This is a genomic window from Alteromonas sp. ASW11-130, assembly GCF_026183735.1.
Lineage (GTDB): Bacteria > Pseudomonadota > Gammaproteobacteria > Enterobacterales > Alteromonadaceae > Alteromonas.
Genome location: NZ_JAPFRE010000015.1, coordinates 103,630 through 128,994, shown reverse-complemented (window position 1 = coordinate 128,994; position 25,365 = coordinate 103,630). Strand labels below are relative to the sequence as shown.

At 44.0% G+C, this 25,365-nt stretch carries 25 protein-coding genes; 9 read left to right on the top strand and 16 right to left on the bottom strand.

The genetic code is table 11. The features are described from left to right. Window positions 1–3: 3 nt before the first annotated feature. Genes argH through argC form a run of 5 tightly spaced genes read right to left on the bottom strand, consistent with a single transcriptional unit; the run spans window position 4 to window position 5,360 of the window. Complete coding sequence (argH, locus tag OPS28_RS03675) at window positions 4–1,389, bottom strand: argininosuccinate lyase (protein ID WP_265608091.1); 1,386 nt, start codon at window positions 1,387–1,389, stop codon at window positions 4–6. A 2-nt stretch (window positions 1,390–1,391) separates the two neighbouring features. Further along, window positions 1,392–2,600, bottom strand: coding sequence for an argininosuccinate synthase (locus OPS28_RS03670; protein WP_265608090.1), 1,209 nt, complete (start codon window positions 2,598–2,600; stop codon window positions 1,392–1,394). Window positions 2,601–2,659: 59 nt separating this feature from the next. Further along, window positions 2,660–3,571: an ornithine carbamoyltransferase gene (locus OPS28_RS03665; RefSeq protein ID WP_265608089.1), complete on the bottom strand. Its 912-nt coding sequence runs from the start codon at window positions 3,569–3,571 to the stop codon at window positions 2,660–2,662. Next, entirely contained in the window at window positions 3,568–4,347 is a 780-nt protein-coding gene (argB, locus tag OPS28_RS03660) for an acetylglutamate kinase (RefSeq protein WP_265608088.1), read from the bottom strand. Before argB ends, OPS28_RS03665 begins: the two co-directional genes overlap by 4 nt. Further along, window positions 4,344–5,360, bottom strand: a complete 1,017-nt coding sequence (gene argC, locus OPS28_RS03655) for an N-acetyl-gamma-glutamyl-phosphate reductase (protein WP_265608087.1) — start codon at window positions 5,358–5,360, stop codon at window positions 4,344–4,346. The genes argB and argC overlap by 4 nt, the downstream gene beginning before the upstream one ends. Window positions 5,361–5,841: 481 nt before the next feature. Here argC and OPS28_RS03650 point away from each other — a divergent pair, with 481 nt between their 5' ends. From OPS28_RS03650 to OPS28_RS03635, 4 genes are all read left to right on the top strand, one after another. Beyond that, window positions 5,842–6,264 carry a methylglyoxal synthase gene (locus OPS28_RS03650; protein WP_265608086.1) on the top strand — a complete coding sequence of 141 codons (423 nt, stop codon included), beginning with the start codon at window positions 5,842–5,844 and terminating at the stop codon, window positions 6,262–6,264. Between the two features lie 218 nt (window positions 6,265–6,482). Continuing rightward, the gene (locus OPS28_RS03645; protein WP_265608084.1) at window positions 6,483–7,484 is read left to right on the top strand and encodes an alpha/beta fold hydrolase; all 1,002 of its coding nucleotides are present in this window, start codon (window positions 6,483–6,485) and stop codon (window positions 7,482–7,484) included. Between the two features lie 402 nt (window positions 7,485–7,886). Next, window positions 7,887–8,081 (top strand): hypothetical protein, encoded by a 195-nt coding sequence (locus OPS28_RS03640; RefSeq protein ID WP_265608083.1) that lies wholly within the window; start codon window positions 7,887–7,889, stop codon window positions 8,079–8,081. A gap of 35 nt (window positions 8,082–8,116) precedes the next feature. After that, window positions 8,117–8,698 carry an exopolysaccharide biosynthesis protein gene (locus OPS28_RS03635; RefSeq protein WP_265608081.1) on the top strand — a complete coding sequence of 194 codons (582 nt, stop codon included), beginning with the start codon at window positions 8,117–8,119 and terminating at the stop codon, window positions 8,696–8,698. 3 nt (window positions 8,699–8,701) lie between these two features. On the opposite strand, the gene OPS28_RS03630 is transcribed toward OPS28_RS03635, so the two are convergent. The 5 genes from OPS28_RS03630 to OPS28_RS03610 form a co-directional block, all read right to left on the bottom strand. Then, window positions 8,702–9,166: a tRNA (cytidine(34)-2'-O)-methyltransferase gene (locus OPS28_RS03630; protein WP_265608080.1), complete on the bottom strand. Its 465-nt coding sequence runs from the start codon at window positions 9,164–9,166 to the stop codon at window positions 8,702–8,704. Between the two features lie 68 nt (window positions 9,167–9,234). Then, a complete protein-coding gene (gpsA, locus tag OPS28_RS03625; protein ID WP_265608079.1) occupies window positions 9,235–10,236 on the bottom strand; it encodes an NAD(P)H-dependent glycerol-3-phosphate dehydrogenase in 1,002 nt (333 codons plus the stop codon). A 6-nt stretch (window positions 10,237–10,242) separates the two neighbouring features. Next, the gene (secB, locus tag OPS28_RS03620; RefSeq protein ID WP_265608077.1) at window positions 10,243–10,743 is read right to left on the bottom strand and encodes a protein-export chaperone SecB; all 501 of its coding nucleotides are present in this window, start codon (window positions 10,741–10,743) and stop codon (window positions 10,243–10,245) included. Between the two features lie 39 nt (window positions 10,744–10,782). After that, complete coding sequence (grxC, locus tag OPS28_RS03615; RefSeq protein WP_265608075.1) at window positions 10,783–11,040, bottom strand: glutaredoxin 3; 258 nt, start codon at window positions 11,038–11,040, stop codon at window positions 10,783–10,785. A 9-nt stretch (window positions 11,041–11,049) separates the two neighbouring features. Further along, a complete protein-coding gene (locus OPS28_RS03610; RefSeq protein ID WP_265608073.1) occupies window positions 11,050–11,475 on the bottom strand; it encodes a rhodanese-like domain-containing protein in 426 nt (141 codons plus the stop codon). A gap of 193 nt (window positions 11,476–11,668) precedes the next feature. Between OPS28_RS03610 and OPS28_RS03605 the strand changes: the two genes are divergently transcribed. Both OPS28_RS03605 and OPS28_RS03600 read left to right on the top strand, forming a co-directional pair. Beyond that, window positions 11,669–12,787 (top strand): murein hydrolase activator EnvC family protein, encoded by a 1,119-nt coding sequence (locus tag OPS28_RS03605; protein ID WP_265608072.1) that lies wholly within the window; start codon window positions 11,669–11,671, stop codon window positions 12,785–12,787. A gap of 134 nt (window positions 12,788–12,921) precedes the next feature. After that, window positions 12,922–14,952 carry a winged helix-turn-helix domain-containing protein gene (locus tag OPS28_RS03600; RefSeq protein ID WP_265608071.1) on the top strand — a complete coding sequence of 677 codons (2,031 nt, stop codon included), beginning with the start codon at window positions 12,922–12,924 and terminating at the stop codon, window positions 14,950–14,952. Between the two features lie 29 nt (window positions 14,953–14,981). On the opposite strand, the gene OPS28_RS03595 is transcribed toward OPS28_RS03600, so the two are convergent. From OPS28_RS03595 to OPS28_RS03585, 3 genes are all read right to left on the bottom strand, one after another. After that, the gene (locus OPS28_RS03595; protein WP_265608069.1) at window positions 14,982–16,079 is read right to left on the bottom strand and encodes a Fic family protein; all 1,098 of its coding nucleotides are present in this window, start codon (window positions 16,077–16,079) and stop codon (window positions 14,982–14,984) included. A 68-nt stretch (window positions 16,080–16,147) separates the two neighbouring features. Beyond that, complete coding sequence (locus OPS28_RS03590) at window positions 16,148–18,280, bottom strand: hypothetical protein (RefSeq protein ID WP_265608068.1); 2,133 nt, start codon at window positions 18,278–18,280, stop codon at window positions 16,148–16,150. A gap of 902 nt (window positions 18,281–19,182) precedes the next feature. Beyond that, window positions 19,183–20,019 carry a PhzF family phenazine biosynthesis protein gene (locus tag OPS28_RS03585; protein WP_265608067.1) on the bottom strand — a complete coding sequence of 279 codons (837 nt, stop codon included), beginning with the start codon at window positions 20,017–20,019 and terminating at the stop codon, window positions 19,183–19,185. A gap of 164 nt (window positions 20,020–20,183) precedes the next feature. Between OPS28_RS03585 and OPS28_RS03580 the strand changes: the two genes are divergently transcribed. Beyond that, on the top strand, window positions 20,184–20,633 hold the full coding sequence (locus OPS28_RS03580) for an Lrp/AsnC family transcriptional regulator (RefSeq protein WP_265608372.1): 450 nt from the start codon (window positions 20,184–20,186) through the stop codon (window positions 20,631–20,633). A 302-nt stretch (window positions 20,634–20,935) separates the two neighbouring features. Here OPS28_RS03580 and OPS28_RS03575 read toward each other — a convergent pair whose 3' ends face one another. Continuing rightward, window positions 20,936–21,910, bottom strand: a complete 975-nt coding sequence (locus OPS28_RS03575; protein WP_265608066.1) for a threonine/serine dehydratase — start codon at window positions 21,908–21,910, stop codon at window positions 20,936–20,938. A gap of 259 nt (window positions 21,911–22,169) precedes the next feature. Between OPS28_RS03575 and OPS28_RS03570 the strand changes: the two genes are divergently transcribed. Together OPS28_RS03570 and OPS28_RS03565 are read left to right on the top strand one after the other, a co-directional pair. After that, window positions 22,170–22,925 (top strand): divergent polysaccharide deacetylase family protein, encoded by a 756-nt coding sequence (locus OPS28_RS03570; RefSeq protein ID WP_265608065.1) that lies wholly within the window; start codon window positions 22,170–22,172, stop codon window positions 22,923–22,925. A 416-nt stretch (window positions 22,926–23,341) separates the two neighbouring features. Further along, on the top strand, window positions 23,342–23,743 hold the full coding sequence (locus OPS28_RS03565; RefSeq protein ID WP_265608371.1) for a MerC domain-containing protein: 402 nt from the start codon (window positions 23,342–23,344) through the stop codon (window positions 23,741–23,743). 20 nt (window positions 23,744–23,763) lie between these two features. Here the strand turns inward: OPS28_RS03565 and OPS28_RS03560 are convergent, their stop codons facing one another. Beyond that, window positions 23,764–24,486 carry a glycerophosphodiester phosphodiesterase gene (locus OPS28_RS03560; RefSeq protein ID WP_265608064.1) on the bottom strand — a complete coding sequence of 241 codons (723 nt, stop codon included), beginning with the start codon at window positions 24,484–24,486 and terminating at the stop codon, window positions 23,764–23,766. After that, the gene (locus tag OPS28_RS03555; RefSeq protein WP_265608063.1) at window positions 24,486–25,361 is read right to left on the bottom strand and encodes a DMT family transporter; all 876 of its coding nucleotides are present in this window, start codon (window positions 25,359–25,361) and stop codon (window positions 24,486–24,488) included. The genes OPS28_RS03560 and OPS28_RS03555 overlap by 1 nt, the downstream gene beginning before the upstream one ends. Window positions 25,362–25,365: the final 4 nt, after the last annotated feature.

Sequence of the window (25,365 nt, the reverse complement as noted above, 5' to 3'; positions counted from 1 at the left end):
TTTTTAACCTTCCTCGCTATCCATTTTTTCCAGTTCTCGGTAAAGCGCTTCGGTTACGGTTTTAAAAGATGTACCACCAATATTATTACGTTTGTTAATGCCATACTCTACATTCAATACTGCATAGACGTCGTCATCAATATCGGCACATAGTGTTTGCAGTTCTGACAACGGTAGTGCTTCAATAGGTTTGTCCTGGTTGATGGCTGCGACAACAATCTGCCCCGAAATATCATGAGCTGTGCGAAAAGGAATACCCTTGCCAACCAGATAATCTGCCAGTTCGGTAGCATTGGCGTAGCCCTTCATGGCCGCCTCGCGACAGCGGTCTTCGTTCAGCGTCACTGACTGCAATACTTCGTCGGCCATACACAAGCAACAATGCCACTGGTTAACCGTATCCATGGCACCTTCTTTGTCTTCTTGCATATCTTTGTTATAGGCAAGGGGTAAGCCCTTCATGGTGACCAATAGTGCTTGTAGTGCACCAAATACCCGGCCGCATTTACCGCGCATTAATTCCAATGCGTCAGGATTTTTCTTTTGTGGCATCAATGACGAACCTGAGGTTACGCTGTCGCCAAGTTGAATAAACCCGGCTTCACCAGAGTTATAAAAAATAAGATCTTCGGCCAAACGCGATAAGTGCATCATACTGGTGCTGGCAGTAAACAGCAGCTCAAGTACAAAATCACGATCAGACACCGCATCCAAGCTATTGAGGGTAGGGGAGGCAAAACCAAGCTCGTTAGCCAAAACTTCGCGATTCACCGGATAGGTGGTGCCTGCTAATGCACCTGATCCAAGAGGGCACTGGTCCATTCTGACTAACAAGTCATCCAAGCGGCTGGCATCACGCTTAAACATTTCTACATAGGCTAGACACCAGTGACCGAAAACGATAGGCTGCGCGCGTTGCAAGTGAGTATAGCCCGGTAAAATTGAATGCTGATAACGCGAAGCTGTATTGAGTAAGGTACGTCTTAATTGCACTAAATCTTGTTTCAGTGAAAGCACATGGGTTTTTACCCATAACCGAAAATCAGTCGCCACCTGATCGTTACGGCTACGTCCAGTATGCAGTTTTCTTCCCACATCACCTAGTTGCTCAATTAGTTCGGCTTCAACAAAGCTATGAATATCTTCTTCGGTGCTTGCAGCGAAATCCAACGCGCCAGACTGAGCTTGGGTTAGCATGTCCTCCAACGCAGAATGCAACTGCTGTTGTTCCTGCTCAGATAATACACCTGCTTGATATAAGGCTTTCGCCCAGGCGATTGAACCCTGAATATCTTGGGTCGCCATGGCCTGATCGAAGTTCAACGAATCATTAACCTGTTTAAACATATTACTACTGTCGGCAGTAAACCGTCCTCCCCACAATGCCATGGTCAGTCCCCCTGCTTTTGCAGCGCGGCAATGCGCGAAGGCAAGCTGTACAAACGAATGAAGCCTTCGGCATGCTTTTGGTTATAGACGTCATCTGCTCCAAAGGTAGCGAAATCTTCTGAATATAGACTATTGGGCGACTTACGTTGCACGACGGTAGCCTGGCCTTTATATAACTTTACGACTATATCGCCTGTAATTTTTTCAGCGAACACAGACGCCCCTGCCAAAATGGCATCGCGAAGGGGCGTAAACCAACGGCCATCGTAAACCAGGTGGGCGAATTCCAGCGCTAGTTGTTCGCGGTGCCTAAGTGACATCTTATCCAGTACCATGGTTTCCAGCGCTTTATACGCTTTCAGCAAAACGGTACCGCCTGGGGTTTCGTAGCATCCGCGAGATTTCATACCAACTAAACGGTTTTCAACGATATCACTGCGTCCAACCCCATGGTTTGCTGCCACTCTGTTCAATTCAGTTAACGCCTGATAAGGACTAAGCGTTTTGTCATCGACTTTGATTAATTTACCTTGATCAAATGATAGGGTGACGGTCTGTGCTGAATCAGGTGCCTGTTCCGGTGAACATGTCAATGTCCATACTTGTTCGGAGGGGGCTTGCCATGGATCTTCCAATTCACCGCCTTCGTGGGAAATATGCCAAGCGTTAGCATCACGACTATAAATCTTAGTAGCCGATGCAGTGGTAGGGATATTGCGGGTGGCGAGGTAATCCAGCAAATCTTCGCGGGATACCTTATCCCACTCACGCCATGGGGCAATAACCTGTAAATCAGGTGCTAGAGCAGCGAATGCACTTTCAAAGCGGACTTGGTCATTACCTTTACCGGTACAACCATGGCACAGGGCGTCGGCACCAACTTTACGCGCTAACTCCACTTGGGCCTTGGCAATGACCGGGCGGGCCATTGAAGTACCAAGTAAGTATTCGCCCTCGTATACTGCACCCGTGGTAATGGTCGGATATATGTAGTCGCCTACGAATGCTTCTTTTAGATCGATAATGTGGCAGGCACTCGCCCCAGACACGATAGCTTTCTCATGCAAGCCTTCAAGTTCTTCGTCCCCCTGACCTACATCAGCGGCAAAGGCTATCACTTCGCAGTCGTAGTTTTCTTTTAACCACGGGATAATGGCTGAGGTATCTAATCCACCTGAATAGGCCAATACCACTTTATTGATATTCTTCATTCTGTGTCCTGTACTTTTCACTTTTCACTTTTCACTTTTCACTTTTCGCTTTTCACTTTTCACTTTGCCAAAAGATGCGTCAAAATAGCATTTTGCCCGTGCATACGGTTTTCCGCCTGCTGCATTAATAACGATGCTTCACTGTCAATCAAACGGCTGGTAATTTCTAGTTCACGATGAACAGGTTGGCAGTGCATTATGTAGCGTGCACCGCTCTTAGCAAACAAGGTTTCGTTAACCTGATAGGGCATAAATTTTTCTTTTATTTCAGCCAGCGGCGTTTTATTACCCATCGATAACCAGGTGTCGGTATAGAGCACATCTACGCCTTTGACGGCATCGATAGCATAAGACTTCTCTATTCTAGCGCCTGTTTGCTGAGCGATAGTTTGCGCTAGTTCAACTATTTCAGGTGACGCCGAATGACCTTCAGGTGTCACGCTCAATACATTGCATCCAAGCAATGCACCGACAATCATAAGCGAATGCGTGACGTTATTACCGTCTCCCACATAAGCCAGTGAGCGACCTTTAACTGCGCCAAATTGTTCATGCAGGGTCAAATAATCAGCAAGGGCCTGACAGGGGTGATACTTGTCACAAAGTGCATTGATAACTGGTGCGTTGGCAGCGTCAGCCATAGTTTTAAGTGTATGGTGAGAAAATACCCTGGCAACGATAGCGTCGGCCCAGCAAGCTAAATTAGCTGCGGTATCGCGAATATCTTCCCGCCCTGCCAGACTGTTTGCGTGTGAATCCAGATAAACAAGGTGACCCCCTAATTTATTGATACCAATATCGAAGCTGACTCGGGTACGTAGTGAAGGCTTTTCAAACAAAGCTACGACCGAACGACCCGCCAATATATTTTTATAGTCAGCGGGGTGGTGTTTTATATGTACTGCCAGTTCAAGCAGCGACTGCATTTGTTGTGGGCTCCATACACCAAAAGTTAATAAATCCTGTTTCATGCTTTTTCCAAACTGAGTGAAGGAATAATGTGCGTGCCGCTTACTGCATTTAAAATATCCGTCAGCGAATCGTGCCAACTGCCTATAATGACAGGTTGACCGAGTAGTTTCGCAGCCTTAAATGCGGCGTTGATCTTTACGCTCATTCCGCCAGAGATAACCCCTTGGTTAAGCAACTGTTGAACAGCTTTGCCATCAAGTGATTTCAGCAGTTCGTTGTTTTCATTGAGTACACCTGAAACGTCCGATAGCATCACTAATTGTGCATTTAAAAGTTCGGCTATCGCGGTAGCGGCGTGATCTGCATTAACATTTAGCAATTGCCCGGCGGCGTCACAACCAATTGAGCTGACGATGGGCAAAAAACCGTCTTTGAGTAGTACGTCCAATAACGTGCATTGATTAATTGAAGGCACCCCAACGGCGCCGTATTCGGCGCCAAGCGGTGTGCAGGTTATTGCGTTACCATCTATTAACGACAAACCAACAGGATTTAACCCCAATACTGTGGCATGAGCGGACAGTATTTTGTTTGCTGTGCCCGCCAAAGCTCCCGCCACAATCGGCATCTGTTCGGCGGGCGTGACGCGCAAGCCGTTTATCTTTTCGCTGACAAACCCTAACTGAGACAACAGGTTTTCAGTCAGTGCACCACCACCATGAACAACCGTGATTTGTACTTGGCTTTGCAGCTGCTGAATTTGTGCAAACAGATGGTGTACAGCGTCTCGGGAATCAAGAAGCGCGCCACCTACTTTAATAACTAATCTGTTCATGGCAGCAGGCCCTGGGTCGAGGATAAGCCAAATACCAAGTTTGCACATTGCACAGCTTGAGACGCCGCCCCTTTAAGTAAATTATCAAGCGCGCAGCCTATGACCACATAGCCACTTTGCTCATCTACTTGCCAGTGCACGTCGACGAAAGGGGTGTTCGCGACATCGCTCACTTTAGGGAAAGAGCGGCTCAATCTAACTAGCGGCTGTTGGCGATAAAATTCAGCGAAGGCGTGATTAACTTGTTCTTCGTTTACCGTTTTGCCGAGTTTAGTGGTGATGGTAGCCAGGATGCCACGTTTAAAATTGCCCAGATGAGGGGTAAATATAACCTTCTGCTCAAGGTAAGATTCAATTTCAGGCGTGTGACGATGAGACAGCACGCCGTATGCTTGCAAACTCACTTCACAAAAACTGGTATTGAGAACAGCTTTGCGTCCGGCACCCGTCACCCCAGAAATAGCATTAATTACCGGACGAACGGATGAATCAAGTAACCCAGCGCGCTGCAACGGTAATAAGCCGGTTAACGAAGCTGTAGGGTAACAGCCCGGTACGGCTACCAGATCTGCCTTTGCTATATCTGCGGCAAACCATTCAGCCAATCCGTACACTGCTTTTTGTTGAATATCTGCATGAGTATTTTTAAAACCATAGTTGGCAGCAAAAATATCCAGATCTGACAGGCGAAATGCACCGGACAAATCGAAAATTTTTGCTCGCCGATTCACTAGTTGGGGCATCGCCTCATGACTGAACTCGTGCGGCGTACATAAAAAAAGAGCATCGCAGGACGCGGCAACATCAGCGCATTCTGCCACTGTGAGAGGCACAAGCGGAATTGAGGGGAAATGTGAATATTGCCTAGCTGTTTCTGAAAACACTTTATTGGCATCATTGCTGTGCGCAGATACATACAATCTGGCAATTTGCATGGCAGGATGCTGGTGAATTAAAGCTGTCAGCTGTGCGCCTGCATAGCCGCTGGCACCAATGATAGAGACGTTTAACATAATTACTTACTAATAGGAAAAATAAAAAAATTCACTTTTTACCTTTGCTTCCCCGATAGTTGTTATTCAGACTCCCGAGTGCACCAACAAAGGAAAAAAGAGGGCTACTTTATAAGTAAATCTACCCCGGCAGCTATCGTCGAAAGGGGGTACCTTGCTGGTAGCAAATCATGGGAGAAAGATTGAGTTGTAAAAATGCTTCGACGAAATGACAAGCAGGAATAATGGTCAAAACATGATTCTCCTAATTGGATTAATTAGCAATAAGTGGCAAATTCAGATAATACCTATAGTGAATTATTATGCAATAAAAATGTATAAATATTTCTTGGCGTTTTTGCTTTTAGCTTTCATTTCGGATTCTAAAGTACGTAAACTCAGTATCTAGTAAAAACATAAATGGTCTAGTGTGGCTGATCGAATTGCTACAAATTGTAAATTGATGTATTAACATTATTAATAGACTTGTAAAGGATAAAACATGCCGGAATACACCATTGCACTGGTAGCTCACGATCATAAAAAATCAGAACTTATTCAGTGGATAAAAACGCATATCAACGTAATGAAAAACTGTAACATTGTTGCTACGGGTACCACAGGAAAGCTGATTGCAAAGGAGACAGGGCTAGAGGTGAAGCGTTATCAAAGCGGTCCCCTCGGGGGCGACCAGCAAATCGGCGCACTCATCGCAGAAGGAACGCTGACTGCACTGTTTTTCTTTTGGGACCCTCTAAATCCCGCTCCCCACGATCCAGATGTTAAAGCGTTATTACGTTTATGTTCAGTGTGGAACGTCCCTGTGGCCTGTAATGCGGCGAGTGCCGACCTCATGGTGACCTCACCATTATTTCTATCGATGGACTATCAACCCGCTAAACCAGAATACGACCGCGCCAATTAACTCGCAAAGCGCCCTAGTCCATTCGTTTAATATGCTGTCTGAACTCTGCTCTTTCGTTTGAGTTTTAGCGAGCGTAAAGAGGAGCTGAACCCGGTTTAGCCATTGCAAATTCTGCAGGCGAGTTGCATCATGGTACTATTGAAGCCACCGCATACTTGCCGAAAGGATTGAAGATTACTATTGAGTTACCTCGGCGTAAATAGGAAAAGATACTGGAAATGAAGTGGACGCTGACATCTGAAAAGCATCTTGCTGAAACATACGCAAATCATATTAATCCGTTCTGGAAAGGTGCAGTTAATACTGGTGAGTTTAAAGGTAAGCATGACGTGATGGTTCACTATGCCTGGTGTCAGCCTGAAAACGCTCATACTCATGTGGTCATCAGTTCAGGCCGTATCGAATCGCTGTTGAAATATAAAGAACTGATGTATGACTTTTTTCGTAATGGCTTTGCGGTGTATATTCTTGATCACCGAGGGCAGGGCTTATCGGGAAGAATGACGTCTGACCCACAGCATGGCTATGTTGCTGATTTCGACGATTATGTCGATGATTTACTATTTTTCTGTGATTCCATTGTTGCTTCACAGACCGACGAACCCTTGCACTTACTTTGTCACTCTATGGGAGGCGCAATAGGAACCTTAGCGTTATTAAAAGCGCCCAAGCGATTTGCTTCTGCCGTGCTGTGTTCTCCCATGTTCGGCGTCCGCCCAGCGTTACCAAACTGGTTAGCAAAATCACTTATCTGCCTGAGCCTCAAGCTGCAAAAATTAATGAAGCGTGATAGCGGTTACTTCTTCGGCCAAACCCCGTACCTTGCTTATCCTTATGCCATCAATACGTTAACCCATAGCGAGAATCGTTATCGTTTATTCCGTAAGCTATACGATGATATGCGCGAAATTCAATTAGGCGGTGTTACAACACATTGGTTACGGGCTGCTGTCGAGGCGATGGATACTATTGAAATGCGAAGCAATGAAATTGAGAAACCGGTACTTTTGTTCAGCGCCAGCGGCGATAAAATTATCGATAATACTCGACAGTTGGCGGTCGCAGAGAAATTCAAGAATGCCGATATCAGGAAAGTTCCCGAAGCATATCATGAATTATTTGCCGAATCGGATGAGTATCGTGGCCCTGTTTTGCAACAAATCATGTCTTTTTTACACGATAGACGCGAGTCTACAGATGAGCGTTACTCCACCCATTAATATTAATTCTTTCTATTAAACCAGTGCGAAATGAAGTGAGGACAGCCTAAAAAAGGGGGGGAATCTGATTCAGGCACGTTGACTAAGTATGTCTTTATGCGACAATTCTATGCAGTCCAGTGTAGTTACCTACGTCTTTCACGAGCGTCCAATAGCGCGGCCTTTACAGCTTTTAACCTGCTCCTGTGTCACTCTTTTAGCGCAAACACCGCCGAACTAATTGGTGGGGCAAAAGTTGTAACATTATTCCATTAGCGCAGATTTTCGAGTATGACTATTTTCCCGTTTACCCGTTGAAACTAAGCTAAAAACTATCAAGGCATAGATCCTGCTAATAACTTTTACCATGAGAATGTAAGCATTTTCTATGCTTGGCAGAACGAATTTGTATAAGGGTACAGCATGGATAGTCGCGAAGGCTTTAAACGTGAATGTATCGTTGCCGAGGGAGGGGCTCCTTTGAGCGACGTTTATGGTTTCACGTGTAAGGCTACAATAGATGAGTTTTCGGCTCCTGCGGAGATAGCTGATAGTGAAGATTGCTTTGATGTAGAGTTACACAATAACCGTATTGTTCGTCGAATGTTGCTGAATTAGGAAAGATACTGAGTGGTAACTATTTGGAGGCGTTGATGGCGGCAAGTATAAATTTAACAGAAGCGATGGATGAGCTGGTGAAAAACTCATCTGGTGAAAAAGCTACTGTACACGATATGGTAGAAGCGCTCGAAAATAGAGGTTATGGTCCATTACTTCTCGCTCCATCGATTATTGTAATTCTGCCAACAGGGGCGATCCCCGGCGTTCCATCTATTTGTGGTATCACCATATTTTTAATTACTATCCAGTTGGTTTTCGGGAAGATGCACCCGTGGTTACCGCAACAGTTTGAGAAGGTTGAATTTGAAAGGGATACACTTAAATCAGGAGTAGAAAAAGTAAAACCCTATACAAAGAAGATCGATAAACTCTTTAGGCCACGCTTAGAATTTTTCATTCAACCAATCGTAATGCGACTGCTTGCATTGGTTTGCGGCTTAACAGCCTTATTAATGATTCCACTTGAAGTGATTCCATTTGCTGCGGCGCTGCCAGCGTTAGCAGTGGGGTTTATTGGCATCGGGCTTAGCACCAAAGATGGGATGATGGCGCTTATTGGGTTGCTTATAGCGACCGGAAGCGTTTATCTCGTATTAAATCAAATTATTTTGTGACCTTTATTTTCCATTTATAAATTCATGCTGTCGCCAAGCTTCATAACTTACTATGGCCACGGTATTCGATAAATTGAGGCTACGCGCATCAGCTTGCATTGGAACCCGAATACGGTAATCGCTCGTTAAATTGTTTAAAATGCTATCAGGTAACCCGGCGGTTTCGGAGCCAAATAATAATACATCACCCTCTCGATAGTCAGGGGTGGTGTAGCAACGGCTGCCTTTTGTTGTAAGCGCAAAGATGCGATGACCCGTAAAGCGCTGTAGAAATGCTTCATAACTGTCGTGTACAGTGACGTGAGCTAAATCACGATAATCTAGTGAAGCCCTTCTTAGCTTTTTTTCATCCAGTTCAAAACCAAGCGGCTCTATTAAATGAAGATGGCAACCGTTATTGCTGACTAATCGGATAATGTTCCCGGTGTTTTGGGGCATCTTTGGTTCGTGCAAAGCGATATGAAACATAATGTGAGCCTGGTAATTTAAAAAGCCAGATTTTGTTCCGGTTAATTTTAATTTTTTACTTTTACTTTTTACTCTTGCTTAAGGTCTCGGCCTAGCAAGGATAACGCAGCGTCTTTGGGCGACTTACCTTCGTAAAGTACAGAATAAATCTGCTCACAGATAGGCATTTCGACCTTTAAACGTTGGGCAAGGATGCGAACTTCTTCAGTATTGCGGTAGCCTTCAACAACCTGACCGATTTCCTTTTGCGCTTGATCTACGGATTTCCCTTCACCTAATGCCAGACCGAAACGCCTATTACGTGATTGGTTGTCAGTGCAGGTTAATACTAAGTCTCCCAGGCCAGCCATACCCATAAAAGTCTCAGGTCTTGCGCCGACTTTAATGCCTAAACGACAAAGTTCAGCTAAACCGCGGGTAATTAATGCAGTTCGCGCATTCGCTCCAAAACCTAAACCGTCAGCCAATCCGGCACCGATCGCAATCACATTCTTGACGGCACCACCAAGCTGAACCCCAATAAAGTCAGGGTTTTTATACACCCTGAATGATTTGGCACAGTGTAGTTTGGCGGCAAAGGTATCCACCAAGTTCTCATCGGTGGAGGAAAGGGATATTGCGGTGGGCAGTCCTGCGGCCATTTCTTTAGCGAAAGTGGGACCCGATAACACAGCGAGAGGATATTGCTCCCCCAATATGTCCAGCGCAACGTCTCTTAATAGTCTGCCCGTGCCTGGCTCTAGCCCTTTGGTCGCCCATATTATGCACTGTTCAGGTTGTAATATAGGTTGAATAGCTTTCAGCATACCACTGAATGCATGACTAGGAACAACCACTAACACAAACTTACTTCGCTTCACGGCGGCTTCTAAATTAGCTTCAATCTGCAACGTGTCGGGAAGCCTGAACCCTGGTAAATAACGTCTATTTTCGCGCGTTACCGCCATTTCCGCCATGTGTTCTTTATCTCGCCCCCAAAGCACTGTCGAGGTGCAGTTACGAGCAAGGCAAAACGCAAGGGCGGTGCCATAAGACCCCGCCCCTAAAACAGTTACTGAATCGCTACTCATGTAATTTTACGCGTCAAGCTTCTGTGGGGTCTCTTCACCTTGGGCTTGCTGTGCACGTTTTTGCATGTATGCTGCAAAAATAGCGTCGAAGTTTACAGGCGCAAGATTAAGTGGAGGGAAAGTACCACGATTAACCATATTTGAAACCGCTTCACGAGCATAGGGGAACAACATGTTAGGGCAGAACGAACCCAGGGTATGGGCTTTATTCTGGTCTGGCATGTCAATAATAGTAAATAAACCAGCTTGCTGAACTTCGCATAAGAATGCTGTTTCTTCACCTAGCGTGGCGGTAACTGTCACCGACAATACAACCTCAAATAACGTATCATTTACTTTGTCGGTTTTAGTGTCGATATCTAATTTGATCTCTGGCTTCCATTCTTTATTAAACATCGCCACTGGGTTAGGAGATTCAAACGAGATATCTTTTACGTAGATTCGTTGAACATGAAATTGTGCATTAGGTGTTTGGTTTTCACCTGCAGCTTGATTTTCTTCAGCCATTATACTTCCTATACTTGTTGTCGTTGCCTGCAATTTACTTTATTCAGCCAGCAGGTCATCCAGTTTATTCTGCATATCAAGAGCAACTAAGTCGTCACATCCGCCAATATGCTGCTCATTAATAAAAATTTGTGGCACTGTCCAGCCGCCATGAGCACGAGAAATCATTTCGTCGCGCAATTCGGGCTGTACGTCAATTGCGTATTCTTTAAAACCTACGCCTTTTTCGTCAAATAATGCTTTTGCACGATGACAATACGGACAATAGCCTTTTGTATAAATTTCTATATTAGCCATCAAAGCCTCTTATCTGCTGATAGGCAAGCCGGCGCTTTGCCATGCGTTCATGCCACCTTTTAATACGAAGACTTTATTGAAGCCATTCTTTGTCATTGATGAGGCTACCCCACGGGCACTGTTCCCCATCGCACACACCACAATAATGGGCGTATCTTTAAATTTTTCAAGTTTAGTGAAATTTTTCTCGCGGATTTCTTCCGGTTTAATTTGCTGCGCGTTGATAATACGGCCTGCTTTGAAGTCTTTTGCCTGGCGAGTATCCAGTACGACCGCATCTTCTTTATTAATAAGTTGGGTCATTTCATGCGTATTGACTTCTTTTACTTTTGAAGTCATTGAGCTGATAAAGCTGTAAACCAGCATGGCGACCAATGCAAGCCAGATCCCACTTAATAAAAAGTGATTTCCCGCGAATTCTATTAGCTGTTCCATTTTGAAACCTTTGTACTTCTACCCACAAAATCGACTGCAAAGTATATAGAAAATCAGCGCAGAAACCAGATCGTGCCGCTAATTAAACGCATCATACTTGTTACCTTTCTGAAAACCTGTTGAAATGGCATGCAGTTTTTCTGGGTTAGTCGATGTAATGCCTTCAAAATTTAGTATTAAAATGGACATGATAATGCGCACGTTTACTTTGTGCAGCGCAATATTTTTATCATTTTCAGTCTTGGCACAAGATTCCCATCAAGAACAATTGGCCGAACTCCAGGCAGAACTAAAAGCACGCCAACAACGGCTGGCAGCAAGCCAGGCATCGGCTGAAGAACTACAGCAAGCTTTGCAGCGGTCAGAAGAAGAAATAGGCCGGGTAGCTTCTCAGCTGCAAATAACTAAAAATAAACTGGCGTCCAACCATCGAGAACAATCGAAACTGCAAACTCAGCAAAAGCACCTGATAGACGCGATTATTCAGCAACAATCCGCGCTGGCCAGTCAGTTAAAAAGTGCGTTCATGTCGGGTAACTACGATTACGCTAAGCTGTTTTTCTATCAGGAAGAGGCCAGCAAATTTGAACGAATTTTGACTTACTATCAGTACATCAATAAAGCTCGTCAGCAAGAAATTACCAAATTTCGCAGCAATGTCGAATCACTGAAAGCCGTCAATGCGGAGCTTGAAGTTAAAGCAGAAGAGTTGGCTGCACTGTTAAACCAACAAGAATCGCAGCAGGCACAATTGCAAGCTCGTCAGGATGATCGTAAACAAACCTTGGCGAAGTTAAATAGTAGCATTGCGAGTGATGCCGCGCAGGTCGCGTCACTGCAGGCCAGCGAGAAAGCGTTGATGCAAGCTATTGAAGAAGCCAATTTACGGGCAGCTGAACAGCGGCAAGTGAAGCTTAACGGTCTAGCCTCTTCGAAAGGCAAGCTTTTGCAACCGGCAGATGGAACAGTAAGAAGATTATTTGGGCAGCGCCGACAAGGTCAGGTACGCTGGAAAGGTATCGTTATTGAAGGTTCAGAAGGCAGTGCAGTTAAAGCCGTTTCTCAAGGACGCGTTTTATACGCTGACTGGCTACGCGGTTTCGGACTGGTAACGATAGTCGACCATGGCGAAGGCTATATGAGTGTATATGGTCATAATCAGGCCTTGTTAAAACAAGCAGGTGATGATGTCCGTCGAGGTGATTCCATCGCATTGGTAGGGCAAAGCGGTGGTCAAAGTTATCCCAATCTTTACTTTGAAATCAGGCACAAGGGGAAGGCGTTAAATCCTTCAAATTGGTTGGAATTGTAGGGGGGAATGGTGAACGTTATTTTACTGCGCTTTACAATGCCATTTGTGTTTAGAAGCGTACTGCGTTTGACTGCATATCAATTAACTATGTAAAGTCATAGTCTTAGCATTGAGCCAACCGAGTTGTTAGCTATATGGAAAAGGATATCGATACGCATAGTCATTATGTCATGGATGGACGTTGGCAGTTCACCCCCACTCACAAAACGCTCAAGTACCCTGGCGGAAATTATATATTGAGGAATAAGACAGTTGATGTACTGCTTTTATTACTTCAAACCCCCGGACAGATTGTCCAAAGCAAAACATTTTTCGATGTAGTTTGGCAGGGTAAATGTGTAAGCGAAAATGTACTGAAGCAGAGTATTAGCGAGCTGAGGCAATGTTTCAAGGACAACCCTAAGAATATAATCGTTACCATTCCGAAGGTTGGCTATTTGTTGCAGTGCGATGTAGTAACTTATGCCACTTCAACCTCTGATCCATTAGCTAATTCAATATTTCTGCCCGACAAGGTCGTCTTGGAGCAAGAACGTAAGCCTGAAAAACCCGACGTTTCAAGACCTATTGTTAATACCGAACAAGTAAAGCGCATTAATTCAAAAGCGATCTCCTCGAAAGCAACTGCGTTCTTACTAGGTTCCCAGTGTGTTTTAATTACGATAATCGTATTGGCGGGCATATCCCTTTACAAAAAAGATAGTGAAACTAAGCTGCTCAGCAAAAAACAAAGTGAATTGACTGCTCAGGTTGCGCTTTATGAATCAATGCACAATGGTTTACTGAAAAAAGTAAACAACAGTGCAATGGATGGAAAATCGCAATTAGATACTAAATTTCACGAACTACTTGCGCACCAAGAGGACTCGGCAGCGTACCTGGGACAATTATCTGCGCTAAAAAGCCTCTATCATGGCATCGGTGCTTTTAAAGAGGCCAGGCTGCTTGCGGGTCGTGTAGAACAAGCTACCGACAGCGTATATGGCGTCGACTCTGAGGAATCGATTCGGGCCAAACTCAGCACACTCGACAGTTTAATTGCGCTTAAAAACAGGGAAGAAGCATATAATACCGGAACGCATATTCTGAAGGTGCTTGAGCAAAGTAGTGCGTACTCCGATCTCTTAGTCGCAGATGCGCATATTCAGGTTAGTCGAACACGTCTGATTTGTGTTGAGCCGTATTGTCATCGTGAGCGCGCTTTAGCGCGAGGCCAAAAAATGGCCCAATTGGCCAAGAATATTTATATACGGCAACTTGGGAGCGACAGTGTAAGCGTGGCCGATAGCAATGTACTATTGAATTGGTATGAATTCGACGGTGATGTTAAGCGCCAGCTTATGGAAGACGCCATTCGTATTTATAAAACAAAGCTTAGTCGATTTGATTTAAAAGCTATCGAAGCCCAGGAAGAGCTTAGCCGCATCGTTGCTTTTTTTGACTATGACTGGGCGGAAGCGGAACTCCTGCTGATATCTGCTATAGAAGCTCGACAACAAATTTTACCGCACACGCATCAAAGTGTTGCAAGGCAGAAACGGTATCTGGGGGAGCTTTATTTTATGAGCGGCCAGTATCAAAAAGCACTCACAGCACTATCTGAGGCGAAAGAGTTAACTCGCGCCAATATTGGTGCGGAAAATAATGTCTACCTTGAGCAAATTATGTTGAAGTCGAGAACCCACTTATATAGTGGCGAGATAGAGTTAAGCCAGCATGAACTAGAGCAAGCGAGAGTGATAATTGATGAGTCTAATTTGACCCCAGCTACCATTATCAAACGTGCATTAGAAGTAACGCAACTGCGAATCGATAGTGTGCGACCAGCGAAATCAATTCCATTTAGACAGTTACGTCTGCTAATTGATGAGCAGAAAGACACCTTCAAGTCACCTAAATCGGTCTATGTTCATGAATATTTAACTACGATGTTGGCTCATTACCCAAGCGAAACTGACGAAAATTATATCTCAACGTTACGTGAACTAAGCAATCATCTGAGCATCGAAAACCGCTATTTCTACCCAGCTGACTTAAATTTTATCATCGCTAGGGCGCGAAAACTTTGTTCGCTGCACAGTGAACAGCTTTGTGATCAAGTTGAAAGCGTGATCACAAAAACGTCTGAAAAAAGTGTAAATTTAGCGAAAACCATACCAGACTGATTGGGCGAGTTGCAGCCACGTGTGATGGGTTAGTATTCATCACTGAAAAGTAGTGCGTCAAGTTCAGACCACAGTTGAAAAATCGGTTCGCAACTAAATACTACCGTTCCCAGTGGACGCTTTAACGCAAAACGTTTCAACACATTGTTGTGGCAAAACAACTCCAGCAGCGTATTCGCTGTTAAAACATCTATCTTCAGCCGTTTACATATGTACTCGAGTGTGACCACAGGTTGTTCGAACAACAGGGTTAATAATTCCTTTGTATGCGTAGTCGGGCTTGCCAAAAGTAACGCATTATCCAATAACCTTTTGGTAGTATTGACCTTCTCAGTCATTGCAAGCGAGATTTTACGTTGCCACGTAAAGGCTTGTTTCCAATAAGATAACACGGGTGACCACTCACCTGAGAGTGTTGCTTTTGGGGTGGCGGATAATTCTTTTTGTGTCTCAACGGGATGATTTAGTCTATACAATGCGGGGCTGACGAACCCTGGACGGTGTAAACCACCCGACAGGCAGCGAGATAAGATGAGCCGCGACAGTCGCCCATTACCATCGCTAAAGGGATGTAGAATGATAAAATAGCTGAAAACGAGAATTGCATTAAATGGGTCGTCGAGTTTGCAGTTAAGCGTAAATTGTTGCCACTCTTTTAATAATACAGGTAAACATTCTGGAGAGGGGGGGAGCAATTTCGCTGATTCTGCACTGTCGCCACCCACCCAGTTTTGATGTTGGCGAATGATGCCGCGCGAATCATGTTCTGGTGAGAGTAACTGATGAATATCGCTAACAGTTTCGATTGAAAGTATATTTTCAGCAGCAATGGTTGTCGCAATTTCGTAGCGCTCTATACGTTGGGCTAAAGTCGTGGCTAACTCATCTTCGGTATGTATTCCCGCCATCACAGTACTTATCCGCTTTCGGCTCACTGCTCTGCCTTCCTTCAAACTTTCTGCGCCGCACATATACCGGCCGGCAAAGCGTGTCATATTAATCAGAGGAATAGCAGGATAAAGTGGGGGGAAGTCGGTTGATTGCGAGCGTAAGCTTTGCTCTTGTGCCTTAATTGATAGCGGCTTATCAATTATCGTTTGAATAGTGCTGTGTAAAGCCATTGTCATAATCCCTTCCATGATAAACACTGAAATAAAACCATGAGGCAACGCGCACCCCATGGTTTTACTATGCGTTAAAGTGAGTAACCTTGGTTTCGCGTGGTAAATCCGAACATAATATTGTTAGATTCGTATCTACCGCCCGATCCCCAGCCGCCTTGACCATATACTTTTGCGTAAGCAGAAAAGCAGAATTGACCACTACTATTTTGATACACACTGTTGCGTGCTTCTTTAACATTCCATGCTCTGTCAATAATCGCAGTCAAACCGCGCACGGCACCTGTTTGGTAACTGCTCGATATAACCTTATTTCGATTGAAATCAGGCACAGTACTTACGCTAGTAAAGCATTGGTCAATTTTTTCTGACTTATAGCAAGGACCAATCATGCACCCCCCTCTTGCAACATCCAATCGTTGTGCAATTTTGGTCGGTGTTTTGTACGTGATTCGTTCAGCGCGCGCAAGACATTGAGAGCCGTTGTTGTTGTCCCAACAATTGCTTTCGATTGGCTGATAGCATTTTGACCATTCACCTTGGTTGGTACAGTATTCAGTAAATTTGGTCACCATGTTTTTTACAGCCTGACACATGTCCATCTCGTTGGTTGTGCCTTGGAAGTAGGTTTCACCGAAGCCATCAATAAAATCTGCTAAAGCGTCTTCACCTACTTTATTGGGATCAAGCATCCAGCATCGACGAGAAAGTTGTGAATCAAAGTTACTCCACGTATATAACTTGTCGCGAATAACAGTGTAGTCTTCAAATACATCAAAATGCCCTTGTCCAAGCATAGAAGTTGGAATAGGGTAGTCTTTGTCTGTTGAGTTGATATTGACCAGCGCATCATTTGAACTGTTCGCAAAATTTTGCAATACAGACATAAATTCACCAATATCGTTTAAGTTTAATAGGTTGCTTGAGGAATCGGCCCCTGCTTGATAACCTTTAATGTCAAACGTGTAGCCTTTAAAGTTCTTTTCGATTTCGCTTCGCTCAGTTGAATCGAAGTTACCATCAGCACTGTATTGTTCCAGTGATGCCTTCAACTCAGCGGTTTTAGTTTTAATTTGAGAATTGGACTCTGACGTACTTTCCATGCGAATGGTGAAGGTTATTTTTCTGCCAGTGGTGACCGAGTCTACATATCTATCGCCGCAGTGTTTACGAAACTCTTTAGTATACCCATTTTCCAAATAAGAAATTTTGTCACTAGTCATTTGCAACTCTGACGCTTGTTTGGCTTTGTATTTATTTTGCTCGTCTGTAAACGATGCCACGATGACGGACGTATCAGTGACCTTTTCCGTTTTACTGTACAAGGAAGAACTACCTGAGCCCCCCACCGAAAATCCGCCAAATGAAAGGTTAAGTCCACCTGAACGTTTGATGTCCAGTGTTTCTGCGAGCTGGGTATAAGTATCTACTTGAGTGAACAAATAATCTTGTTCATTGACATACTCAATATTATCGAGCATGTTTGTGCCGCTTGTACTCCAGCAGGTAGCGTTATAAACCTCTCCACTCAGTGCATCGACGCCTGCACCTAGCGCGGATAACGCAGTATCTTGTGCAGTTGCTGTTGTACGCAATGGATCTGAAAGGTCCTTACTTAAAAAAAGTGGACTAATAAGTTGTGGCTTTTTTTGGTCGAGCGGTTTGGTAGCAATGCCATCATTATTGAATTGGCCGTTTATCAGGAGGTAAGGAGAGTCTTTATAACCACTGCATCCGACGCTATTACATGCGCGAACTGAATAGCGGACATTTTTATTGGTCCCAGCATAGTGAGCCTTGCTTCTGCTGGTGCCTGAATAGATACGAGAACGGCTTCCACCTTTAGGTTGTTGGTACACTTCATATTTGAAATCTGTGCCCGTTCCCTTGGACGTGGTCGGCCAGCTTAACGAAACGCTACCCGACCCCTTTTTGTATTTAACAAAGATATGTTCAACTGATCCCGGCTTAGTCAATGTCGGGTTACCGCCCCCGCCTCCCGTCGTATCGCAATCTGTATCATAGATTGAGCATACTGCATTCCAACCCCACCCGTCTGCGAGTGGTTTTGAAGTTGAAGCATAGTCACCTTCATCTTCAAAAAAAGGGCCGTCTGAAACCTCTAATGGGGTATTGGCTAAAGTCAAACTACTGAATCCAATCCCAATCGTACCAAGTAATATTGATAGCTTAGTTAATTTAGACACTCTACTGTCCTTAATATATTAAAAGTAAAAATAAAAAATAAATTTAAAAAGTATCCACTAGAAAAGGTTTGAAATAAGAAAAATCAATGCCATTTCTACGCGTTCTTCGTGAACGACTAAATCAGCGAAAGTGCTATGCCATTCTAATGTGAGCGACCTGGTAATAGGTTCGAAACACGGTTAAAAAGTGCGCTATTTTGTTGTGAAAAAACTGAAAAAATTGTGAAATGATGTTGATTTAACAAAAGTTTAAGGAAGGCAGGAATTAGAAAGGATTTTTAGCGTAAAATTCGAATCAATCGCGTAGCGAAAACATATATATGAGTTTTTGTGGTACTTATTCGTCTTAGCGAGAGGACGGTAAGCTTATTTTTCATGCTAGTACTCTCACGATAAGCACTCGTGTTACGTTAAAAAATAGAGCTACCGAATTTTGAAACATTCAGATTCATTTTCGTAGAAAGGGTTATCGAAATATTTCTTTTAATACAGAACTGTTGAAGCGGTCGCTCTTTTTAATAACGCAGCATCGAGGGGACGATATTGGGACGCTATGAAATGTTGGGACCGTTTGTCATAACAGTGACCGAGCTTTGTAGGATAATAATTACTTCGTGTCCCGACAAACAGGGGGAAGATATATCAACGTTTACTCTTTTAGAATTGTGTTTTTCCTTTAAGCTTTCTTCAATAAATATACCCTTACTTCGCGCTATTAAAAGAACGGTATTCATTTCAGTTAGACACCCTCATAACGTGGAAAATACCACCGCATTTACAGGCTGAATTATAAGCCACAAAGGTGAAATCCGGGACGGTAGGTTTTATAACAAGCGGTGGTCAATTTTACATCTGTGTTAGTTAAATTTTGCTACGGTAAAAGAAGCAAACCACGAAAAGTGTCAGATGACTCTCGCCTGACCCGATACTTCTACAGCGCTACCTTTTTCGGAGCTTATTTTTACGTTAATCAAAGAAGGTTGTCCCATATCTTCACCCTGTCGAATAGTAATGTTATTGTGATGCGGCCAGTCGATATCTCTTAAATAACCAGCGAACGCGGCCGCCGCAGCGCCAGTTGCAGGGTCCTCTAACACCCCGCCTGAGGCAAATGCGTTACGAGCAATAAAAGTTTGATTATCTTCGATAAACACTATCATAATCGTCACTAAACCGTGGCGTAGCATAAGGTTACGACCCTCATGTAATTCATAATTCATTGCAGCCAGCTGTTCTCTGGATAGTAGTGGCAGTACGATATGATCAGCTCCGCCATGAATTCGCGCCGGCGGTATTTTGGTATCCAAATCTTCATGGTGTAAGTTAAATAAATTTAGCGCTTCAGATAGCTCGGCTTCTGTCACGTGCTGACTTTTTGTGGGAGGCGACATAAGGCTAGCAACGATTTTGTTGCCAACACGCTTCGCCTCAACAGAAATAGCGGCATTATTTAATGTCAGATCGTATTTACCCGCACCTATAGTTTCCCCTAGAACAGTACTGAGCGCTAAGGTTGCATGGCCACAAAATGGGACCTCAGATTCGGGTGAAAAATAGCGAACCCGCCAACTTGTCTTTTGTTCATTTTGGGCCACGGCAAAAACGGTTTCTGAATAACCTATTTCAGCGGCCATGTTAGCCATTTCGCTTTCACTTAACCATTCTGTAAGTAAGACCACACCTGCCGGGTTGCCTCCTGTATCGCCACAGCTAAACGCTGCAATACGTTGTATTTCCATCAATGCTCTCCTGAATATTGGTAAGGTAACAATGCTTATTTTACTAAAGCGAAGGGAGGGTATTCACTGTGATTTGACCGAAAAAATTGATGATTAGGTTTTAATTTGTTTTAGTATTACCGAATTTTCTTTCGAAATGAATGGGGAGAGGAGTTGGCGTGAAAATGTTGGATTATTTAGATGCAGCCATCATTGGCGTATTAGAGCATGATGCCCGAGCCAGTTTAGCTGATATTGGTAAGCAGGTTGGTATATCCGGCCCTGCCGTAGGTGAACGTTTACGACGATTAAGAGAGTCGGGGGTTATCGAAACCTTTGGTGTCAATATTAATTTAAAAACGCTAGGATTTACGCTTCAGGCATTAGTTAGAATAAAGCCACGTAGCGGACACTTAAGAAAAGTGGAAGCCATTATCGCGGAACAAAACCGCTTTTTATGGTGCGATAGGGTGACCGGTGAAGATTGTTTTATTGCCAAGTTAGCATTAGTAGATGTGGCGGAGTTAGATGATATTCTATTTGAGCTTCACGATTACGCAGAAACCCATACGTCTATTGTGAAATCTTCAATCATATCGTCTAGACTTCCACCTGTGCTGCCGCATAAAAAATAATGCGTTTTAGCAATTAGTAAAACCGTTGAGGATGTAATCAGTATATTAGATGAGTACTGAGTCTACTTATTGAATTTGTAGAGCTCACGCGGTTTCGCGGTTATCAGGTGGCTGACTTATGGGGGGCGTTGGCGTAAGAACCGCTATTGCAGCAAACAACAGGAAGTTCTCTAATTATTAAAGTGGTTGTATACGAACAGTGAATTTTGTTTCTCTCAAGCAAGTTTACTTCGATAAAATCTTTCCAAGCAGAAAGATTTTATCAAGCGCGGGGGAGAGCGTAAGAATAATAGCGCAAGCCACTACGTTATGATGGAAAATAGGGTTTCATACGCGATGTTTCTGCCACACAAAATAATTGCTACGTTTTTTCCTTTTAATGCAGATCCATACTTTATCGCTCCCGCCAGCGCTACTCCAGCAGCACCTTCAACAACCAGTTGCTCGTTTTTGAGCATATCTAGCATTTGATTACGAATTTCATTTTCTGTAACTAATACTTTTTCATCGATAACCTGTTGGCATACTTCGAAAGTGATTGCGTTGTCTTCTACATTGCCTGCCGTCCCATCGGAAAGGGTGGGGGACTCATCAACCTGAATAATTTGACCAGCCTCAAGACATCGCGCCATCGCTGGGGAATTGGACGGCCAACACCCTATAACTTTGATATCAGGCCGTTTTGCTTTTAGCAGTGCGCCTACACCACCAATCAGGCCGCCTCCGCCCACCGCAATAAATACCGCATCCAATTCCGGTAACTGAGTAAGTAACTCTACACCTATGGTGCCTTGTCCAGCCATCACACTGTGGTTATTGTATGGAGAGATATAGGTTTTGCCTTGCTTTGTTGCTTCCATGCGCGCCTCAGTCTCGGCGTTAAGACAATCGCCCGCAACTTTTTTTATTGTGGCGCCAAGGCTTCCAATTTTCTTCAACTTTAGCGCTGATGCATTCTCAGGAACATACACAGTTAACGGGACCGATGCGGCTTTAGCTGCCATCGCGCATGCCATACCGTGATTGCCAGAACTTGCGGTTAAAGCGCCAGCGGCTCGTTCCGTGGACGACAACGACAAAATACAGTTAAGCGCGCCTCGGTATTTAAAAGAGCCCGTTAATTGCATTTGCTCATGTTTAAGAAAAACCTGCATGCCGGTTAATTCTGAAAGTCTATTATTTCGTTCAAGCAATGTTCGATGAGGTGGAGTTGGGCAGTGGCTAAAACGCTCAACCGCTGCCAACACGTTTTGGCTGATACCCTTCAGTGAATTCATACGTTATTAATCCCGTTACCGTGCAAGTTGTGCCAGTGGCAATATTTCATAACCCATGTACCGAACAAAACTGCTGGCAATGGAAAGCAAGGTTAGCAAGTATTTACTTTAGCAGTTGATTTGCTTAGATGCGCTGGTATGCTTTAGGCATAATAACCAAACTCAATAATAATTAAAACGAATTCCCGTGCGCAAAACTTGTAACCCTTCATGTCCAGATACGCGGCCTCGCTTGTCGGTTAATTGCAGCCGTTTCGTTATGGCGTGGTTACTATTCTTGCTTAGTCCTTTCGCCTTCTCAGCGCCACAGATAATGTTGATCATGGATGATATTGGTTATCGTCATACTGACAGAGCCGCTTTAGCGCTTCCAAAGGAAGTCGTGTTTTCTATTCTTCCGGCCACCCCGCTCGCACAAGAGTTAGCTTACGAAGCTAATGCGCAAGGTCGCGATGTAATGTTACATCTGCCGATGGAAGCATTAAATGGGAAAGCGCTTGGCCCCCAAGGCTTGCAGGCGGGAATGTTTCCCAGTGCTATTAGCGAAACTTTTTCAGTTGCGATAGACAGTGTACCGTTTGCAATTGGTGTCAATAACCACATGGGTAGCAGGCTCACGCAGGAAGCAGCGCCCATGCTTGCATTAATGCAGGAAATTAAAGCCCGCGATTTATTTTTTATTGATAGTCGCACTACCGTCAATAGTGTTGCCGAGCAAATTGCAACAGACATTGGGTTGCCGGTTGTATCGCGTAATGTGTTTATTGACCATACGCTAACCGTAGAATCGATGAAACAAGCACTGGAGCGCTTAATGACACTGGCTAAGCAAAAAGGGTTTGCCGTGGGTATCGCTCACCCCCATCCGCTAACTGTTAGTTTTTTATTAGACGCGCTGCCATTGTTAGAAAAAGAAAACATCCGCCTGGTGTCCGCCAATCAATATTTTAAGCCTGCAACCGAGATGTTAGCGATAGAATCTTCGGCCCCAGAAACCAATTCAGCCCCGCAATAATAGTAACGATCCCCAATAGATAGTAATTGATGCCTAATTTAGGCAAGAATTTTTCACCTTATGACAATCCATTTTGTTGAAAAGTGGTGGGGCTAAGTCGAATGAAATTGGAACAAGTTCAAAGGTGTAAAAGCTTCGTCCGATAGGTAATTGAGAAATTTATCTGTCAGCGTTACGGGGGTTTGAAAGTTCATGGTATGCACCACATTAACCCGGTTCAGTGGTGTGATTCGATTCACAACGCCCGCTTTTCATAAACGGCTCTGATACTTTTTTAAAGAGGTATAGGATTTGAAGCCTACCAAAATTTAATCATTCTCTATTTTGCATTGTTGGCATAATGTTATATTATAACGTCATTGATTTGATTCTTGAGATGGGCAAAGACAGTGAAACCTGCCGTAGGAACACAAGGTATGTTGGATAAGTTAGGCATTTGGGTGTCTGGCCTATGTGCATTGCATTGTCTCTCGTTACCTATACTTGTCCCCCTTATTCCTCTCGTGGCAGCAAGTTTTTTTGCGCAGGCATGGTTTGAGCGAACAATTCTGTCCATTTCCATCCTAGTAGGTTTGGTGGCGTTAGTAAGTGGCGCAATACGTCAACATGGACAAGTTTACCCCGTAATACTACTTATTTCAGGGGCTACGATTTACTGGTTTAAGAATATATTTGGTGAGAGTTTTGAGCCTTTTACCATAGCTTTTGGTGCATTACTCATTGCTATAGCGCACGTCAGTAATTTACGTTTATGCCGACAGAGTGGCAAATCGGATACTAACTACGCTGGGCGGCAACTTGCTTCAGCTTCCAAATAGTTTATTAATAATTTTTAGAACTATCGAACATCCGCAAATTGATACATCTCACATTTTCCAAGGGCTGAACGCGCCGTATCAGGTACGTTGGTAAATATACCGTCAACTCCCCATGTACTGAGCATAAGCATATCTTCTGTTTTATCCACAGTGAACACCAGGACTTTGGTATTCAGCGTTTTTAACTCTTCAATATATTCTTTGCTGACAACTTCTAAATCGACGTGGAATGAATATGCATTCATCGTGTCTACGAGATCCCGACAGTTCTCTAGGACTGCCGAGGTTAAAATACCTAGTTTTATGTCAGGACGCTTGTGACTGAGTTGCTTTAACCAATGGTGATTAAATGAAGAGACAATGATATTGTCCAATGGGAAACCACTCGAATCCATTGCTTTGTCAAAATGCTTAAGCCAGCTATCTAAATTTGCTATATGTTTCATTTCTACGTTACAAATGCAATCGTGCGGTAGCATGTGCATGACTTCACTTAACAACGGGATCACTTCACCGTTGCCTGCATCTAACGAACGTAAATAATCAATTGGTTTATCTGCAACCAGACCCTCACCATCCGTTGTTCGTTCCAGCCAGCGATCATGAAAAATAATGACATGATTATCAACTTCAATGGTATCAAACTCGATTCCATCAGCACCCTGATGAATAGCGAGATCAAACGCACTTAGCGTGTTTTCTGGTGCTGCCTTGCTTGCACCTCGATGACCAAGAATAAGCATTATCCAACCTCCTGTTGGTGAGAACGCCCTGTATTGACAGTTTCGTATATGGATGCGGAGATAATTAATAAACCTCCCAAAAGAGTGGTTAATTCAGGTGTTTCATTCAACAACACCACCGCTAAAAACACACCATATAGGGGCTGCATACAGGCAATTAATGAAAAGGTTTTTGCTCGAAGATAAATTAATGAATTCGCAATGAGGGCATGGGGTAAGGCCGTAAAAAGGGTGCCCAGCGTAGCTAGCAGCAACCCGGTAGGTATACTTAAATCGGTCAGCTCACTGCTGCCGACCGGAATAAGGACGATACAAATAACTAAAATTTGCCACGCCATCGCTTTCGCGCCACCATAATGTGAAAAATACTGCCGGTGAAGCAGATTTCTTAATGAATAAAGTATGGCAGAGGCTATGCCAATTGCCACTCCCAGCGTAATATTATTGTTAAGATCTGGGGTCGGAACCAAAAGGTATATACCCGTTAATACCACGATTGCGCTTACCACATCCTGCCATTTCAGTTTTACTGCTTCAAAGAAGGGCTCCATAAAAACGGTAATGACGGGGAAAGTAAATAAGGCGATGAGACCTACCGATATACTTGCATACTGCATAGCCGCGAAATAACTAACCCAGTGCGCAGCCATTAATGCACCCAACCCAAACGCGGTAAAGTAGTCGCGGGATCGTGCTAGCTTTAGCGACTCGCCTGTCCAAAGTAGATAGATAAAAAGTGCCAGGCAGGCGAATACTGAGCGCCCAATAGTGATATCAGTAGCGTTTAATGGGATAAGGTGAGAGAACAAGGCCGTCCCGCCAAGCAGGACGACAGTAAGGTGAAGCGTTATCAGGCTTCGCTTTACCGGATTCATGCCC